Source organism: Pectobacterium fontis, assembly GCF_000803215.1.
Lineage (GTDB): Bacteria > Pseudomonadota > Gammaproteobacteria > Enterobacterales > Enterobacteriaceae > Pectobacterium > Pectobacterium fontis.
In genome coordinates this window covers 110,284-126,203 of sequence record NZ_JSXC01000012.1, presented here as the reverse complement: position 1 = coordinate 126,203, position 15,920 = coordinate 110,284, and the positions used below count along the sequence as shown (strand labels likewise).

At 52.4% G+C, this 15,920-nt stretch carries 15 protein-coding genes; 7 read left to right on the top strand and 8 right to left on the bottom strand.

Annotated features, from left to right (window positions below; translation table 11 throughout):
- Positions 1–415: 415 nt before the first annotated feature.
- The 7 genes from OI69_RS04210 to ibpA form a co-directional block, all read right to left on the bottom strand.
- Positions 416–1,309, bottom strand: a complete 894-nt coding sequence (locus OI69_RS04210) for a hypothetical protein (RefSeq protein ID WP_039346576.1) — start codon at positions 1,307–1,309, stop codon at positions 416–418.
- Between the two features lie 108 nt (positions 1,310–1,417).
- Positions 1,418–2,140, bottom strand: a complete 723-nt coding sequence (gene dcuR / locus OI69_RS04205; RefSeq protein ID WP_039346573.1) for a two-component system response regulator DcuR — start codon at positions 2,138–2,140, stop codon at positions 1,418–1,420.
- Complete coding sequence (locus OI69_RS04200; protein ID WP_039346570.1) at positions 2,133–3,761, bottom strand: sensor histidine kinase; 1,629 nt, start codon at positions 3,759–3,761, stop codon at positions 2,133–2,135. Before OI69_RS04200 ends, dcuR begins: the two co-directional genes overlap by 8 nt.
- Before the next feature lie 185 nt (positions 3,762–3,946).
- Positions 3,947–5,359 carry an anion permease gene (locus tag OI69_RS04195; protein WP_039346567.1) on the bottom strand — a complete coding sequence of 471 codons (1,413 nt, stop codon included), beginning with the start codon at positions 5,357–5,359 and terminating at the stop codon, positions 3,947–3,949.
- 526 nt (positions 5,360–5,885) lie between these two features.
- Complete coding sequence (locus OI69_RS04190; protein WP_039346564.1) at positions 5,886–7,544, bottom strand: putative transporter; 1,659 nt, start codon at positions 7,542–7,544, stop codon at positions 5,886–5,888.
- Between the two features lie 241 nt (positions 7,545–7,785).
- The gene (ibpB, locus tag OI69_RS04185; RefSeq protein WP_039346561.1) at positions 7,786–8,238 is read right to left on the bottom strand and encodes a small heat shock chaperone IbpB; all 453 of its coding nucleotides are present in this window, start codon (positions 8,236–8,238) and stop codon (positions 7,786–7,788) included.
- A gap of 162 nt (positions 8,239–8,400) precedes the next feature.
- On the bottom strand, positions 8,401–8,814 hold the full coding sequence (gene ibpA, locus OI69_RS04180) for a small heat shock chaperone IbpA (protein WP_039346558.1): 414 nt from the start codon (positions 8,812–8,814) through the stop codon (positions 8,401–8,403).
- Positions 8,815–9,202: 388 nt separating this feature from the next.
- Between ibpA and OI69_RS04175 the strand changes: the two genes are divergently transcribed.
- Positions 9,203–9,559, top strand: coding sequence for a YceK/YidQ family lipoprotein (locus OI69_RS04175; RefSeq protein ID WP_039346555.1), 357 nt, complete (start codon positions 9,203–9,205; stop codon positions 9,557–9,559).
- 35 nt (positions 9,560–9,594) lie between these two features.
- Here OI69_RS04175 and OI69_RS04170 read toward each other — a convergent pair whose 3' ends face one another.
- The gene (locus OI69_RS04170; RefSeq protein ID WP_200886898.1) at positions 9,595–10,875 is read right to left on the bottom strand and encodes a DUF3748 domain-containing protein; all 1,281 of its coding nucleotides are present in this window, start codon (positions 10,873–10,875) and stop codon (positions 9,595–9,597) included.
- A gap of 235 nt (positions 10,876–11,110) precedes the next feature.
- Between OI69_RS04170 and bhsA (OI69_RS04165) the strand changes: the two genes are divergently transcribed.
- The 6 genes from bhsA (OI69_RS04165) (at position 11,111) to bhsA (OI69_RS04140) (ending at position 15,914) form a co-directional block, all read left to right on the top strand.
- Positions 11,111–11,368 carry a multiple stress resistance protein BhsA gene (gene bhsA / locus OI69_RS04165; protein WP_039346552.1) on the top strand — a complete coding sequence of 86 codons (258 nt, stop codon included), beginning with the start codon at positions 11,111–11,113 and terminating at the stop codon, positions 11,366–11,368.
- 414 nt (positions 11,369–11,782) lie between these two features.
- On the top strand, positions 11,783–12,712 hold the full coding sequence (locus OI69_RS04160; protein WP_235319657.1) for a sulfonate ABC transporter substrate-binding protein: 930 nt from the start codon (positions 11,783–11,785) through the stop codon (positions 12,710–12,712).
- 27 nt (positions 12,713–12,739) lie between these two features.
- The gene (gene ssuD, locus OI69_RS04155; RefSeq protein WP_039346549.1) at positions 12,740–13,882 is read left to right on the top strand and encodes an FMNH2-dependent alkanesulfonate monooxygenase; all 1,143 of its coding nucleotides are present in this window, start codon (positions 12,740–12,742) and stop codon (positions 13,880–13,882) included.
- 10 nt (positions 13,883–13,892) lie between these two features.
- Positions 13,893–14,687, top strand: a complete 795-nt coding sequence (ssuC, locus tag OI69_RS04150; RefSeq protein WP_039346537.1) for an aliphatic sulfonate ABC transporter permease SsuC — start codon at positions 13,893–13,895, stop codon at positions 14,685–14,687.
- On the top strand, positions 14,684–15,484 hold the full coding sequence (ssuB, locus tag OI69_RS04145; protein ID WP_052198300.1) for an aliphatic sulfonates ABC transporter ATP-binding protein: 801 nt from the start codon (positions 14,684–14,686) through the stop codon (positions 15,482–15,484). The genes ssuC and ssuB overlap by 4 nt, the downstream gene beginning before the upstream one ends.
- Before the next feature lie 172 nt (positions 15,485–15,656).
- Positions 15,657–15,914 (top strand): multiple stress resistance protein BhsA, encoded by a 258-nt coding sequence (gene bhsA, locus OI69_RS04140; protein WP_039346536.1) that lies wholly within the window; start codon positions 15,657–15,659, stop codon positions 15,912–15,914.
- Positions 15,915–15,920 lie beyond the last annotated feature (6 nt).

The following is a 15,920-nucleotide window of genomic DNA, read 5'->3' as shown; positions in this document are numbered from 1 at the left end:
GAACTGGCTAAAGCCAAAAAAACGAAAACGCCACGGTCATTGCCGTGGCGTTTTTTATTCACCGCTTTTTATTCACCGCGAAAACTATTCACAATACTGACGCAGCGAATCCTGCTTTTCCGGTAACAGGCGTTGGTAACGTTTGGCTTACCGCAACTACCTAACCTTTTTGAAAATGATCAGAATCAGGATCATACTAATTGGAAAACCAATTAGTGTGGCTGAATACATGGAATCCATAGACTCTCGCATATCAGCCAATATCGCAAAATGGTATTCAACTGATACTGTTTTATCAGATGAAAAAACCATTCTTTCCTTATCTTGAACATGTCCAAAAGAAAAAAGAGCAATGCTCATCAAATAAAAAAAAGAGACAAGGAAAATACTGAGCCATCGAATAAAAGTCTTGCATTTACTTGTTAACATCATGCATCCCTTCTAATAACCCACCGACAGTACCACCAGAATAAGGTGAAATTTTACCTATACCAGAAACAACCTCAGACACGACTCTTAAAGTGGTATCTTCACTTATCGGTGTGTAGCTATCGGTATTCGGGTACTGCTTTCTGAACTCACTGGTCATATCAACAACGAGCATTGATGACTCAGCACTTTTTCGTTCTAAATACCGCTGTAGCGATACTGGTACGGCAAAATCTTCTTCGTAATTAATCCGTATCTGAGAGTTAATTATATACCCTCCCTCAAATACCTGTGATCCCGCAATCTTCACGCCTTTTGTTGCATGGGTTGTACAATTAACCCCTGTCACATCATATTGATCGACTGTGCGACCATTTCTTTTAGTGCTTTCTCCCATCTTGATGGTTTCTTTTACCTTGCTTCCTGAACACCACAACTTTTCAAAATACATTCTTGCAATTGCAGGATCGGCATCTGTAATGACGAATGCCTTCGCTTCCATCTTGTACAGCTCTTCTCGGTAATATGTTCTGGCATCCTCAAACTGCAAAAAATTTAAGATGCCATCACCGACAACCCCTGCAACACCAGACCGTCTACCGAATCGACCATAAGTGAAAACAGAAGCACTATTACCCTCATGCACAGAGACAAAGGTGTGACCTGTACCTTTAGTTTCTGTCCAGATAAATACACCGTTCTCTAACGGATTATTTTCTTTTTTGCACTCTTGAATTTGATTAACCCACTCCCCTTTTGAGGACGTAAGGTAAATCGGATCATCACTGAAATAATTTGTGGGTTCGGGCTTAATATTTTCCCGTGGGTTACGCCATAACCCTAACGCGCGGCCGTACCGCATGAATTTATCGTGTTCCACTAAACCAACTCCATCTGGTTTCATCGTCACTGAATTGTGTATAGCACAAGGCGGGATCGCTCCCGCCTTGTTTCCGCTTACCTTTTACTGCTATTTACTCACCGCATTTTATTCACAATACTGACGCAGCGAATCCTGCTTTTCCGGCAGAAGGCGATACAGGTAAACCGGTCGACCCGTAGAGCCGTACAGAATATTGGTGGTCAGGATGCCGGTGTCGGACAGGTAGATCAGATATTTACGGCAGGATACGCGAGAAATACCAATCGCATTCGCTAACATCTCGGTAGAAAACTCAATGCCCTGATTGCCTTCAATCCACTCGCAGACGGTGCGCAGCGTCAGGCTGGTCAACCCTTTCGGCAATTTTTTACGTTCGCTGGCCGTGCTAGTACTGGTACGGCGAATCAGGTTATCAATATCCGACTGCCCAACAAAATCACGGTGCTTGAACAAATTCGCCTCTTCGCGATAGGCGGTCAGGGCCTGCTCGAAACGCGAGAACTGGAAAGGCTTAATCAGATAATCCACCACGCCGTAGTGCAGCGCTTTTTTGATGGTATACACATCGCTGGCAGAAGAGATGATGATAACGTCCGTCTTTTCACTGAATTCACGGATAGTCGGCAGCAAATCCAGTCCATTATCCTGCTGCATGTAAATGTCCAGCAGTACCAAATCGATTTCCGAGTCAGGTTGCATCAACAGGTTGCGCGCCTGCTGCAACGTGGGAACGGTCGCATAGCAGCTAAAGCCAGAAACCTGGTTCAGATAAGATTTGTTAAGCTCTGCAACCATGGCATCGTCATCAACAATCAGTACATTAATCATGGTCAAACAGCCTTGCTTGATAAGGAATAGTAACGAAAAACTGGGTGTACACCTCAGGCTCTGATTCAAACTCGATAGTGCCGCCAATCTTCTCCAGACTCTGTTTGGTCAGGTACAGGCCGATCCCGCGCCCACTGCCTTTGGTAGAGAATCCCTGTTCATAAATGCGCGCCTGGCTCTCCGGCGCAATACCGGGGCCGTCATCCCCCACCGTACAGTGAAGGCGACCATTCTGATGGTGGAAGCTCACGCTGATTTCACAGTTTTCCTGCCCATCAATCGCGTCCATCGCATTCTCAATCAGATTACCCAACACGGTAATCAATTCATTCGTGGCATCGACATTATCGGTATCCGGCAGCAGGCTCTCCTCGCTGATGGACAACGTAATGCCAAGATCGCGCGCCCGGTTGATTTTACCCAACAGGAAGCCGGCAATCACTGGCGATTTCACTTTACGAATAATCGAACCAATTTCCGCCTGATAATTATTGGCGGTCTTCAGGATATAATCTTCCAACTGTGAGTAATATTTTAAGTGCAACATCCCCAAGATGACGTGCAGCTTGTTCATAAACTCGTGCGACTGCGCACGCAGCGCATCCGCATAGTAGGACATCCCACTCAACCGTTGCAGTAACTGGCTGATCTCTGTTTTATCACGGAACGTCGCAATCGCGCCGATAATATCGCCCTTCACGAAAACCGGAACGGTGTTGGTCAGCAGCAGGTGGCCGTTAAAGTTAATCTCTTCATCGCGCCGCGGCATACCACTTTCCAGCACCTGCTTCAGGTGCAGATGTTCCAGCCACTGTTCGCTGACGCGCTCGGTTAGCCTTGGAGCAGGTATTTCACTACCCTGCGGTTTATTCTGTCGGAAAAGGCGTCGCGCTTCATCATTGATGACCGTAATCCGACCGCGCTGATCGACGGCGATAACGCCCTCTTTAATGTGCTTGAGCATCGCGTTGCGCTGTTCAAACAGGTTCGAGATTTCAAACGGCTCGAACCCCAGCATAATGCGCTTGAGCACCTTTACCAAAATCAAGGTGCCGAGCCAACCGACCAGCGCCCCGGCGAGTAGCGTCCAGGGGATCATCCAGCGATTATCGCTAATCACCTTCTGCACACTGGTTAAGGCAATCCCCAACGCGACGACCCCAACCTGCTGGTGGTTATTATCAAAAACCGGGGTAAATACCCGCAACGCGGGATCGAGCGTTCCCCGGTTGGTCGCGGAATTTTCCATACCCAGCAGCGCCGGATAGATATCCCGTCCAGCAAAATGCTCGCCAATTCTTTCCGGTTCAGGGTGGCTATGGCGCACCGTATCCATGTCCGTGACAGTGACAAAGAGCAGTTGATTACGCTGGCGGATCATCTCCGCCGCCATCTGCACATCCTCAGGCCGCCCAATCCCTTTCAGCTCATCAATCACCACGGGAGAGGACGCAAATGTACGAGCAATCGCAAAGGCTTTTTCTCGCAAATGATCTTCTGAAAGCTGATTAATACGAAAAAACAGCAGGGAATAGACCACCAGCAACACCGCGCCAAGCACAACGGACACCATCAGGAACACCGATGTTCCCAGCTTTAGCGGTGCCTTTTTCTTGCCCATGTCACTCTCCGAAACAACCATCATCATACCGTTATCTTATACTGTTTCGTCGCGTTTCGCGTGCTGTGATGCCTACGCCCCGTCACAAGGACAGGGCGCAGGCGTGAAGAAAGGAAATGGGCTTAACATCTGCGGTGTATTCGCGTCAGGAATAGCCACATCTGAAAAGCCAGCAGTATTCGTATTTACCAGAAGCCGAGGACTTTCCACCACATGCTGCCAACACCCAGCCAGATAGGGATGATGACCAGACTGATGAAGAAACCAATCTTCCACCACGTACCCAACGGTACATAGCCTGTACCGAACAAGATCGGTGCCGGGCCACTGGAGTAGTGGGTCGTAGACATAAACAGGTTACTGAAGATACCGAACACCAGTACGGTCAGCATCGGTGGCGCACCGGCAGCCAGCGCGATAGAGACGAAAATCGCATACATAGCGCTGATGTGAGCAATCGCGCTCGCCATCAGGTAGTGGCTGTAGTAATAAACCAGCAACAGCAGACCCAGCATCGGTAGCCAGTGCATTCCGCTGACCGCATTACCTGCCAGACCGCCCAGCCAGGCAATGAGGCCCATTTTGTTGAGCTGGCCCGCCAGCGTCATCAGCACGGCAAACCATACCACGGTGTGCCAGGCCTCTTTCTCACTCACCACATCGTCCCAGGTCAGCGCACGGCTGAGCAACAGCACGCTCAGGCCAGCCAACGCGGTCAGGGTCGCATCGATGTTTAAGGTTGAACCGAGTACCCAGAAGGTTACCAGCCCCAGGAATACACTCAGCACCACCCACTCATCGCGGGTCATTTTGCCCATTTCACGCAGTCTTTCGACGGCGATAGCGCGCATTTCTGAGGTTTTCTTCAGTTCAGGCGGATAGAAACGGTAAATCAGGTAAGGGATCAGCGCCAAGGACAGGAAACCCGGCAGCAGTGTCGCCAATGCCCAGTCCGTCCAACTGATGTGAATACCGAACTGGGAAGCCAGCTTCGCCACCATCGGGTTGCCCGCCATGGAGGTCATGAACATGGCAGACGTCACGGCGTTACACTGGAAAATGGACTGCACCAGAAACGCACCAATGCGGCGCTGTGTGCCTTTCTCCGGCGTGGAATCGTAGGCTTCGGCAATAGAGCGAAACAGCGGCGTGATGATCCCACCGCAGCGTGCAGACGTGGAAGGCATCGCCGGAGCGAATAGCAGGTCGGTAAACACCAGACCATACGCCAGGCCGAGAGAGCTATTCCCCAGCTTGCTGATGAACAGCAGGCCAATACGGCGACCAAAGCCGGTTTTGATAAAGCCGCGCGAGATAAAGAAGGCACAGGCGATCATCCAAATGGTAGGATCGCTAAAGCCCGCCAGCACATCTTTAATGGATAATAACCCTAATATGGCGACCGACGTCAGGCTGAACATCGCCATCGCGCCAAGCGGGTAAGGAGAAAGAATCAGACCGACAACCGTGGCGATGAAAATCGCCATCAGGTGCCAGGCATCGGGTTTAACCCCATCGGGAACCGGCAATAACCATAAGCCACCGGCAATACAAAGGATAACTAGAAGTTTTAGCAACCTGCTATTATTCGCAGACATAAGAACACCACTCTTCATTAAAACGGAATGCTGTATTCACGGCGGATGTCCCGTGCGGAGGAGTGGGTATTTCGTTGTTCTTCCTTCGTCACCCTGCTGAAACAACGCAACAGGAATCATCTGCGGAAAAAAAGACGAGAAAACAAGGATTCAGGGTGCTTCTCTCGTCTGATCAAATCAAGTGATTAATGAAGAGATAGTATTATAATGCGCCTGTAAAATAGCGTTACTTTAGTTAATAAATGGGTTCATTAATTTATTTAAGAAACTATCATGGTTTTAATTTCCTGATAAAAAACCCTTAAAATTCAATAATAATTGACAATTAAAGAACATAAAATTAACGAAACCAACGACAAATAATCGATAAAAAAACCTTATACCTAATAGTGAGAATATAATTCTTTTCCAGACAGTGAGTTATCTATTCCTTATTTATTCACTCAGACATTATTTCATTCAAAAATAAAAAAGAAATAGCCATTATTCAGCGAAAAAATATTATTTTTTATCTAGCTGATAACATTTAAAACGTGAGGAACAGTACGGCTAGCAGTTGCGGCGACATAATGCGCAGAAACATCGCCAGCGGATAAACCGTGGCATAGGACAACGCCGCCGCACCGCTGGTTGGGTGCAACCCATTGGCAAACGCTAACGCAGGGGGATCGGTCATGGAGCCAGCCAGCATGCCGCACAGCGTCAGGTAGTTCATCTTACCCAGCGTGCGCGCCAGTATGCCGACAAGCAGTAGCGGTACGATGGTAATCAACGCGCCATAGCCAATCCACCACACCCCGTCACCGTTCAATAACGTATCGATGAAATCCCCCCCGGATTTCAGCCCCACGACCGACAAGAACAGCACAATCCCCAGCTCGCGCAGCGCCAGATTCGCACTGGGCGGCATAAACCAGTACAGTTTACCGATACCGCCGATACGCCCGAGCACCAGCGCCACGACTAGCGGGCCACCTGCCAGCCCAAGGCGCAGCGCGACGGGAAAGCCTGGAATCATCAGCGGCACCGAGCCAAGCAGAACACCCAGCCCAATACCGATAAAAACCGGCAGCATCTGTACCTGTTGGAGCTTCTGCTGCGCATTCCCCACGATATCCGCGACGGCATCAATCGCCGTTTTCCGTCCGACCAAATTCAGAATATCGCCAAATTGCAGGCTGGCCTGATTACTGGCAACCAGTTCAACGCCCGCACGGTTCAGGCGCGAAATCACCACGTCATAGTTTTGCTTCAGATTCAGTTCGCGGATCTTGCGTCCCAGCACTTTCTCATTCGTTACCACCACTCGCTCAACGTGCAAATCCGTACCGCGCGTCGAGAGCGACGCGTCAACTTCATTGCCGATGACCAGCCGCGCCTGCTCCAAATCGCTTTTCGCCCCGACCAGATGCAGATAGTCACCCAGTTGGATCAGCGTCTGCGGCGCGGGCACCATCAGCTCATCACCACGTTTCAGGCGGGAACACACTATCGTGTCGCGATTCAGAATCGGTACATCCTGAATCGCCAGCCCTTGCAGGTTGGTATTCATCACCGACACATTCATGGTGTGTAGTTGTTCGCGGTGCAGGCCGTTGCTGACCTCAAACTGTTTTGCCTCGTTTTCCACCGCCACGCGAAACAGCACGCGCATCAGCCACATCACCAGTAAAATGCCACAGATCCCCAGCGGATAGGCCATCGCGTAGCCCGTCCCCATCTGATTCACCAATACTGAACTCGAACCGAGATCGGTCAGAATCTGTTGACCCGCGCCCAGCGATGGCGTGTTGGTTACCGCACCGGAAAAAATACCGAGAATAATCGGCAAAGGAATAGTGAGCAGTTTGTGCAATATAACGGTCACGACACAGCCGAGAAACACCGTCAGCAGGGCGAACGCGTTCAGGCGCAGGCCAGACACACGCAAAGAGGAAAAGAAACCCGGCCCGACCTGAATGCCAATGGTATAGACAAACAGGATCAGCCCGAACTCCTGAATGACGTGCAACATGTCATCATTCAGTTGAATTTGATACTGATGGGCAACATGCCCGACGATGATCCCACCGAACAGAACCCCGCCTATTCCTAAGCCGACGCCATAAATACGCCAGTTACCGATCCATAACCCCAGAACTGCAACCAGCGCCAGCATACTCACGGTAAGTGCGATATCACTCATACCCGTATCCTATCCTTTGCGGATGTTTTTATTGGGAAATGCCACTACCGCTATACTCTCAATCATTCGCGTTTCAGGCTGGTGGCAAGGGAATGAAGCCAACGCCCATGCAACGTGAAGTATGAGGAATATATTTTGATTTTGGCAGAATGCCGGGGAAGGAAACGTGGCGGGCAACACAAAACCGCGCCCGTAATCTACGGGCGCGGAGAATGATCAGATGGATGATACAGATGTCGCGTTATGACGCATCTTCAGCAGGCTGCGGGTTCAGCGCCGGGCGACTGCCGCCGATGGCGATGCGCTGCGGCTGCAAGGCTTCCGGTACATCACGCACCAGATCGATATGCAGCAGGCCATTTTCAAAGTGTGCATCGGACACATGCAGATGCTCGGCCAGCGTAAAGCTCAGCGTGAAAGGCTTAAACACCAGCCCCTGATGCAGGTATTCCACCGCATTTTCCGAGGGGGTCGGGCTGCCTTTTACGGTCAGGCGCGGGCCTTCTACTTCAATATCGAGATCGCGCTGTCGGAACCCTGCCAGCGCCAGCGTGATGCGATAGTGGTTGTCGTCTTTCTTCTCGATATTATACGGAGGAAAATCAATCGGTTCCTGACTGCCTTGCATTGAGCTGGCTAATTTGTCAAAGCCGATCCACTGACGCAATAAAGGGGATAAATCGTAGTTACGCATACTATGACTCCTTCTAAGAAGCGAGATTAAGATGCCCATACGGGCGTACTCTATGCCAGCCACTGTTCTGGCTAGCGTCGTCCCCATTCGGCAGACGCAGTGTTCATTCATGATGCTGACATTTCAGGCAGCAGGTCATGCGCTAAATACCTTGATGACGAATTACTTAATTTCAATCCGCCGCGGCTTCATGGCTTCCGGCACGATACGTTCAAGGTCGATATACAGCAGCCCATTTTGCAGATTTGCGCCTTTGACCTGAATATGTTCAGCCAGTTGGAATTTACGCTCGAAATTGCGCTCGGCAATCCCCTGATACAGGTAATTGCGGGCTACCTGTTCACCGGCGTGGGCACCTTTTACAATCAATAGGTTGTCATGCGCGGTGATGTCCAGTTCCTGCTCAGCGAAGCCGGCTACGGCAATCGCAATGCGGTATTGATTCTCGTCAACCAGTTCGACGTTGTAGGGAGGATAGCCGCCATTACTCTGGGTCTGACCGGTTTCTAATAGATTGAACAGGCGATCGAAACCAATAGCGGAACGGTACAGCGGAGAAAAATCGGGGTTACGCATAAAACAGCCTCCTAAACATGCAGCGAGGATTTATTCTTTACCTTCCCTAAGGACAGGCTCACAGCCGGAGCCGATACCCTGACGGCGTATCGTTTTCTTTCGGCTTATCATCAATATGGTGACCCCCCTCAGACTTTCAAGAGGCAAAACAGAAAAATTGCTGCGTTTCATGCAATATTCACTCACACCTTCTGCGTTATCACATACACTCAAGATAAGCAGGTGTTGGCCTAATGCCGATCGTTTAAGCACGAGATACTCGGGGCGACCACAGGGATAAGGTGTCGTAAGCGTTAATCTCCCGCAGTGTTTCTCCCGACGACGGGCTTAAGTGACCAGTATGAGGCTTTGACCCACTCAGGCAGCAGGTTCTTAATGGACAGATACTATGACCTTACTGAAAAGTGCGTTGCTCTCTTTCATCATTACCGGTAGCGGCGTGGTAGTTACCAGCGGCTGCTCCAGCGTAATGACGCATACTGGAAGCGATCAGGGATACTATTCCGGCACGCGTGCCAATATGGATATGCTGCGCGACGACGACACCAGTTGGGCGATGATGCCGCTGGTCGCTATCGACCTGCCGTTCTCGGCGGTGGCCGACACGCTATTGCTGCCCTACGATTACTACCGTGCAGGCAGCGATAACAACACCTTGTCGACGCGCGAACGCATTTCGCACAGCGAAGAACAAAACCAGACCGCCAGTTCACAGATCGCCAGCATGCCGAATAACTCGCTTTGATAGCACCGTACTGACCATGAACTCGCCCGGATGGTTTACGCCGTCGCCACGACAAAAAGCTGATTAAACCCGTCAATCTCGCGCATATACGCCACGTATTCCCCATCCGGGGAAAAGACGACCGCATCCGCACTGGGTGCGTGATCTGTGCGATCCGTCAGCCGAACAAGCTCACCGCTTTTCGCATCACACAGCATAATGCTGTTGTCACACACAAACGCCAGAGAACGTCCGTTCGGATGCCAGTTAAAGGCCGACTGTACGCCGTGCGCCGTGCGTGTAACCTGCCGTGGCTCCCCGCCATTCGGGGAAATCGTCCACAATTGCACCATGCCTGCCTCATCGCGCATCAGAAAAGCAATTTCGCTGCCGTCGGGGGAAACGCGCAGCCAGTGACGCGGCTGATTCACCAGACCTGGGTAACGACGCGAATGCGTAAAGGTTAAACGCCGCTGCTGCACGTTCGCGGGCGGTGCAGGCATCAATGTTGCCGTCCCCGCCAGTGGTGCCTCTCCCTCTTTGGCGTAATCTTCCAGCGCGTCCGGCAAATCGACAATAAAAATCTCTGGCACCATTGCCCCATCCATCGCACGCGTATCGCCAATAAACGCCAGCGCCCAGCGCTGACGCGAGCCGTCTTGCCGGATATAACCTGCGCTGCCCACCCAGCCTTCTTCATAGGCACGATTGATGTCATCACTACCGGGCTGCGGCTGCGGCGTCGTTCGGCTGACCAGCACACAATAGTGGCTGCCGTCATATTCACGCGGGTGGCGCTTCTCAACAGCGACAGCCTGTAGCGGCACCGCTACGCCCACATTACGCAAGTTCAATGCCGGATCGCGTTCATGCAACACATGGTCGTTATAGGTAAAGCTCAGGCGGCTGGCATCCGGACTGAAAACGTGAACATGCGTCCCGCCGCGCAGCGCACCAGCCTGATAAGGCGGCGTAATAGAGCAGGCATCGAGCGTGATGGCTTCATCACGTTGCCCCTCGGCGACTATCGTTCCCCGGCGATGATGAAAATCATACTGCCACTCGCTGTCTGGATTTTCCGGCCCGTGGATAAAGACATAACGCTGCGGCTCCTGTGGGCTACAGGTCACGACGCCCACATGCGCCCCCGCCACAGCCCGATAAATCACCTCAGTACTCAGGCTTTTCAGGTGTACGCGCTCAATGGTCAGCCCGGTGAATGAAGATCCATAAGGTCTGACATCATAAACCAACCATTTTCCATCACATGACCAGCAGTTAATGTTGGTAAGTTGATGTCCGATAGTATTAAACGTTAGTTGATCTTCAACAGGCAAGGCATACCCCCATTTATTCAAAATCAGTCAATATTTTGTAAATCAATTTCAGTTTTATGTATAAGTTATTGTTTTAATTTTAAAAAATAATCATACCGAGCGTAATTCTCATTCAAAAAAATAGAAAGACTACCTCAATAACATCCGTTTTTTAATTTATCAACATCGGCGTAACATTCTTCATATCGAAAGGGCAGCCCCCTTTCACCTATCAATCAAAACAGGATAAGACATCATGAAAAACATCAAAACCATCGCCGCTGCTGTTGTTCTCGCTACCATGACTTTCGGTGCTTCTGCTGCTGAATATGTGTCTCCTTCACAGTCACAGAACCTGGAAAAAGCGGGTGTCGTTACCGCGACAGCTAAAGACCTTAGCTCACTACAGGCTAAGCTCGCGGCGAAAGCAGAAAAAGCCGGTGCCAAAGCTTACACCATCACCTCTGCAACGGGTGACAATCAACTGCGTGGCTCTGCGGTAATCTTCAACTAATTGTTGTTTACCCTGAGTTTTTATCCCGATATGCCACTATAGAAATACCTGCAAGACATTACGTATTACCCTCCTTCCGGCTTGCCTCCTCATCAGGGCAAGCCGGTTTTTTATGATCGAATCCCACCGCCACAAAACCCCCCGCTAACGCCCAACGCGATGGCACTGATATCGGATACCCATTTTAGGTATTGCTAATTATTGGCTATAAAAACGACAAATTAAGATTTAAAAAACCTCCCTTCCCCCTGCTATGTTTATCGCCTGATGTTTTATTTCCTCGCTGAATCTTAATTTTTGGTTATAAGAGAGAGCACAAGCATGTCACTGATGATGAAACCAGCGGTCACGGAAGAACGCGGAGCCAAAGCTCGGGTATGGAACAACCTAACGGCGCGGCTTCGTCAACTCCCCATGCTGCTGGCCACCGGTGCCATGCTGCTCATATCCACCGCTTATGCGCAAGACAGCGTACCGACGCAACTGCGTATCGGTTATCAGAAAGCATCGGTCAGCCAGGTGTTGGCGAAATCGCACCAACTGCTGGAAAAGCAGTTCCCCAATACCACCATCAACTGGGTTGAATTCCCGGCTGGGCCACAAATGCTGGAAGCGCTCAATGTTGGCAGCATCGATTTGGGCGGCACAGGCGATATCCCGCCTATTTTTGCGCAGGCCGCCGGGGCTGACCTGTTATATGTCGGTGTAGAACCCCCAAAGCCGGAAGCCGAAGTGATTCTGGTGCGGGAAGGCAGCCCGATAAAAACCGTCGCCGATCTGAAAGGTCATAAGGTTGCCTTCCAGAAAGGCTCCAGCGCGCACAACACGCTACTGCGGGCGCTGCAACGCGCAGGGCTGAAGTTTACCGATATCAAGCCAACCTACCTGACGCCCGCGGATGCCCGCGCGGCATTCCAGCAAGGCAATGTCGATGCCTGGGCGATTTGGGATCCCTATTATTCCGCCGCACTGCTGGGCGGCGGTGTCCGTGTGCTGACGGACAGCAGCGGGCTGGAGAAAACCGGCTCCTTCTACCTCGCTTCCCGTCCTTATACCGAAGCACACGGCACCTTTATTCGTCAGGTATTGGACGTGCTGACCAAAGCAGATGCGTTAACGATCAGCGACCGGGCACACAGCGTTACGCTGCTGGCCAACGCGGTCGGGCTACCGGAAAACGTGATTGAAACCGCGCTTAATCACCGCCCGCCGACCACCATCGAACCGCTGGATGCCGCCACGATCAAAGCCCAGCAACACACTGCCGATCTGTTTTATGAAAACCGTTTGGTGCCAGTAAAGATCAATATCGCAGAACGCGTCTGGCATCCCCAAACGCCGTAATTCGCTTATCTTTCAGGAGAACACACCATGAGCCTTAACGTATTCTGGTTTCTGCCCACCCACGGCGATGGACGCTACCTCGGTAGCGCCGAGGGCGCACGTCATGTGGACTACCCCTATTTGCAACAGGTGGCACAGGCCGCCGAGCAGCAAGGATTTGGCGGCGTGCTGCTGCCGACAGGCCGCTCGTGTGAAGATTCCTGGCTGGTGGCGGCGTCGCTCATTCCGGTGACACAGCGGCTAAAATTTCTCGTCGCCCTGCGCCCCGGCGTGATTTCCCCCACTATCGCCGCCCGTCAGGCCGCCACGCTGGACAGGCTGTCGAATGGTCGGGCGCTGTTCAATCTGGTGACGGGCGGCGACCCGGAAGAGTTGGCGGCCGAAGGGCTGTTCCTTAGCCATGAAGAACGCTACGAAGCCTCGGCAGAATTCACCCATATCTGGCGCAGGCTGCTGGAAGGCGAAACCGTCGATTTCGCTGGCAAACACATTCAGGTTAAAGACGCCAAGCTGCTTTATCCGCCCGTACAACAACCGCGCCCGCCGCTCTACTTTGGTGGATCGTCTGACGCCGCGCAAAATCTGGCGGCAGAACAGGTCGATCTCTACCTGACATGGGGCGAACCGCCTGAGCAGGTTAAAGAAAAGCTGGCGGAAGTTCGTGCCAAAGCGGAAGCGCTGGGACGTAAGGTTCGCTTCGGTATTCGGCTGCACGTCATCGTCAGGGAAACGACAGCGGAAGCCTGGCAAGCCGCCGAGAAGCTGATTTCTCATCTGGATGAAAAAACCATCGCCGACGCACAGGCAGCATTGGCGCGTTTCGATTCCGTCGGACAGCAGCGCATGGCAGCGCTACACGGCGGTAAGACAGACAATCTGGAGATCAGCCCGAACTTATGGGCAGGTATCGGTCTGGTGCGCGGTGGCGCGGGTACGGCGCTGGTGGGCGATGGCCCGACGGTCGCCGAACGTATTCAGGAGTACGCCGATCTGGGGATTGATACCTTTATCCTGTCCGGTTATCCACATCTGGAAGAGGCGTATCGGGTGGGCGAACTGCTGTTCCCACATCTTGATTTAGCACATCAGCCCACGGCGCTGCACGCGGTGAGCAATGCGGGAGAAGTGGTGGCAAACCGCTATGTACCGCGCAACGTCTCACAAAGCTGAGGAACCGATCATGGCAAAAGCGCTCTCTTCACTGGCGCAGCGGTTGGCACCTTTCCTGCTCCCCGTGACGCTGCTGGTCGCGTGGCAGGTTTCTGTCGAATCCGGTTGGCTTTCCAACCGGATTTTACCCGCGCCCAGTTCGGTGATGACCGCAGGCTGGTCGCTCATTTCCAGCGGCGAGCTTTGGCAGCATCTGGCGATCAGCGGCTGGCGTGCGCTGATCGGGTTTACTATCGGCGGCAGCATCGGGTTGACGCTCGGCTTCATCACCGGACTCTCGCGCTGGGGGGAGCGTCTACTGGATAGCTCGGTGCAGATGATCCGTAATGTTCCCCATCTGGCGCTCATTCCACTGGTGATCCTATGGTTTGGCATTGATGAAGCCGCCAAGATCTTTCTGGTGGCGCTGGGCACGCTGTTTCCGGTTTATCTCAATACCTATCACGGGATTAAAAACATCGACCGCGGCCTGCTGGAAATGGCGCGCAGTTATGGATTGTCCGGTCTGAGCCTGTTCTCTCAGGTGGTGCTGCCCGGCGCGCTGCCCTCCATCATGGTCGGGATCCGTTTTGCGTTGGGCTTTATGTGGCTGACGCTGATCGTCGCGGAAACCATTTCTGCCAACTCGGGCATTGGCTATCTCGCCATGAACGCCCGCGAATTCCTGCAAACAGACGTCGTGGTCGTGGCCATCATCCTGTACGCGCTGCTCGGCAAACTGGCGGATATCAGCGCGCAGGGGCTGGAGCGGATTTGGCTACGCTGGAATCCGGCTTATCAAACTTCATCGGGAGACGCATCATGACCGCTGTTACCGCTTCAACCATGCACGCGCATTCACCGTCGCCGCTCACCAAAGGGACACCGCTGACGCTGGATAGCATCACCAAGCATTACGGTAATCGCACGGTGCTCAATGAGGTGCAGTTGCGCATTCCGTCCGGTCAGTTTATCGCCATCGTTGGCCGTAGCGGCTGCGGCAAAAGCACGTTGCTGCGCCTGCTTGCCGGGCTGGAGGCAGCCAGCAGCGGCGAACTGCTAACGGGCACCGCGCTGCTCAGTAGCGCAAAAGACGACACGCGACTGATGTTTCAGGAGGCACGGCTGCTGCCGTGGAAAAAAGTCATCGATAATGTCGGGCTGGGGCTGCGCGGCAACTGGCGTGAAAAAGCGCGGGAGGCGCTGGCCTCAGTCGGACTGGCGGATCGCGCCAACGACTGGCCGGCGGCGTTATCCGGCGGTCAGAAACAGCGTGTCGCGCTGGCGCGTGCGCTCATTCACCATCCACGCCTTCTGCTGCTGGATGAACCGCTGGGGGCGCTGGATGCCTTAACCCGTATCGAGATGCAAAGCCTGATCGAAAATTTGTGGCTACAACATGGGTTTACCGTGCTGCTGGTCACACACGATGTCTCCGAAGCCATTGCGCTGGCCGACAGGGTCATTCTGATCGAAGAAGGGCGCGTGGGGCTGGATATCACGGTGGATTTGCCACGCCCACGGCGACGCGGATCGGCAAAACTGGCGGAACTGGAAGCGCATGTTCTGGAACGCGTACTGGCACCCACCTCACCGCCGTTACCTCAGCAGGCAGCGATATAACCGTCATCCTGGCGATCGAGATTATGTATCTTATCGCCAGAATTACCATCAAAAATATTGACCAATATTCTCAAAACACTCCGTTTTCCCTCCTCGTAGCATCGGCGTAATATCCTCTTCATCGAAAGGCAATCACCTTTCACTCCAAACAACATTGAATAGGATACATCACATGAAAAACGTAAAATTCTTCGCCGCTGCTGCCGTTCTCTCTGCTCTGTCTTTTGGTGCATCTGCCGCTGATCTGGTGTCCTCTCAACAGGCTCAAGGTCTGGAAAAAGTAGGTGTTGTGAGCGCAACCGCTCGTAACCTGGACTCACTGCAAGCGCAGTTGGCTCAGAAAGCCGAAAAAGCCGGTGCCAGCGCTTTCACTATCACCTCTGCTACCGGTGATAACCAACTGCGCGGCACAGCGGTCATCTACAAATAACGCCTG

Excerpts from the sequence above, each read along its gene's own strand:
- dcuR (WP_039346573.1), bottom strand. The coding sequence starts at position 2,140 with ATGATTAATGTACTGATTGTTGATGACGATGCCATGGTTGCAGAGCTT.
- OI69_RS04200 (WP_039346570.1), bottom strand. The coding sequence starts at position 3,761 with ATGGGCAAGAAAAAGGCACCGCTAAAGCTGGGAACATCGGTGTTCCTG.
- OI69_RS04195 (WP_039346567.1), bottom strand. The coding sequence starts at position 5,359 with ATGTCTGCGAATAATAGCAGGTTGCTAAAACTTCTAGTTATCCTTTGT.
- OI69_RS04190 (WP_039346564.1), bottom strand. The coding sequence starts at position 7,544 with ATGAGTGATATCGCACTTACCGTGAGTATGCTGGCGCTGGTTGCAGTT.
- ibpB (WP_039346561.1), bottom strand. The coding sequence starts at position 8,238 with ATGCGTAACTACGATTTATCCCCTTTATTGCGTCAGTGGATCGGCTTT.
- ibpA (WP_039346558.1), bottom strand. The coding sequence starts at position 8,814 with ATGCGTAACCCCGATTTTTCTCCGCTGTACCGTTCCGCTATTGGTTTC.
- OI69_RS04175 (WP_039346555.1), top strand. The coding sequence starts at position 9,203 with ATGACCTTACTGAAAAGTGCGTTGCTCTCTTTCATCATTACCGGTAGC.
- bhsA (WP_039346552.1), top strand. The coding sequence starts at position 11,111 with ATGAAAAACATCAAAACCATCGCCGCTGCTGTTGTTCTCGCTACCATG.
- OI69_RS04160 (WP_235319657.1), top strand. The coding sequence starts at position 11,783 with ATGCTGCTGGCCACCGGTGCCATGCTGCTCATATCCACCGCTTATGCG.
- ssuD (WP_039346549.1), top strand. The coding sequence starts at position 12,740 with ATGAGCCTTAACGTATTCTGGTTTCTGCCCACCCACGGCGATGGACGC.
- ssuC (WP_039346537.1), top strand. The coding sequence starts at position 13,893 with ATGGCAAAAGCGCTCTCTTCACTGGCGCAGCGGTTGGCACCTTTCCTG.
- ssuB (WP_052198300.1), top strand. The coding sequence starts at position 14,684 with ATGACCGCTGTTACCGCTTCAACCATGCACGCGCATTCACCGTCGCCG.
- bhsA (WP_039346536.1), top strand. The coding sequence starts at position 15,657 with ATGAAAAACGTAAAATTCTTCGCCGCTGCTGCCGTTCTCTCTGCTCTG.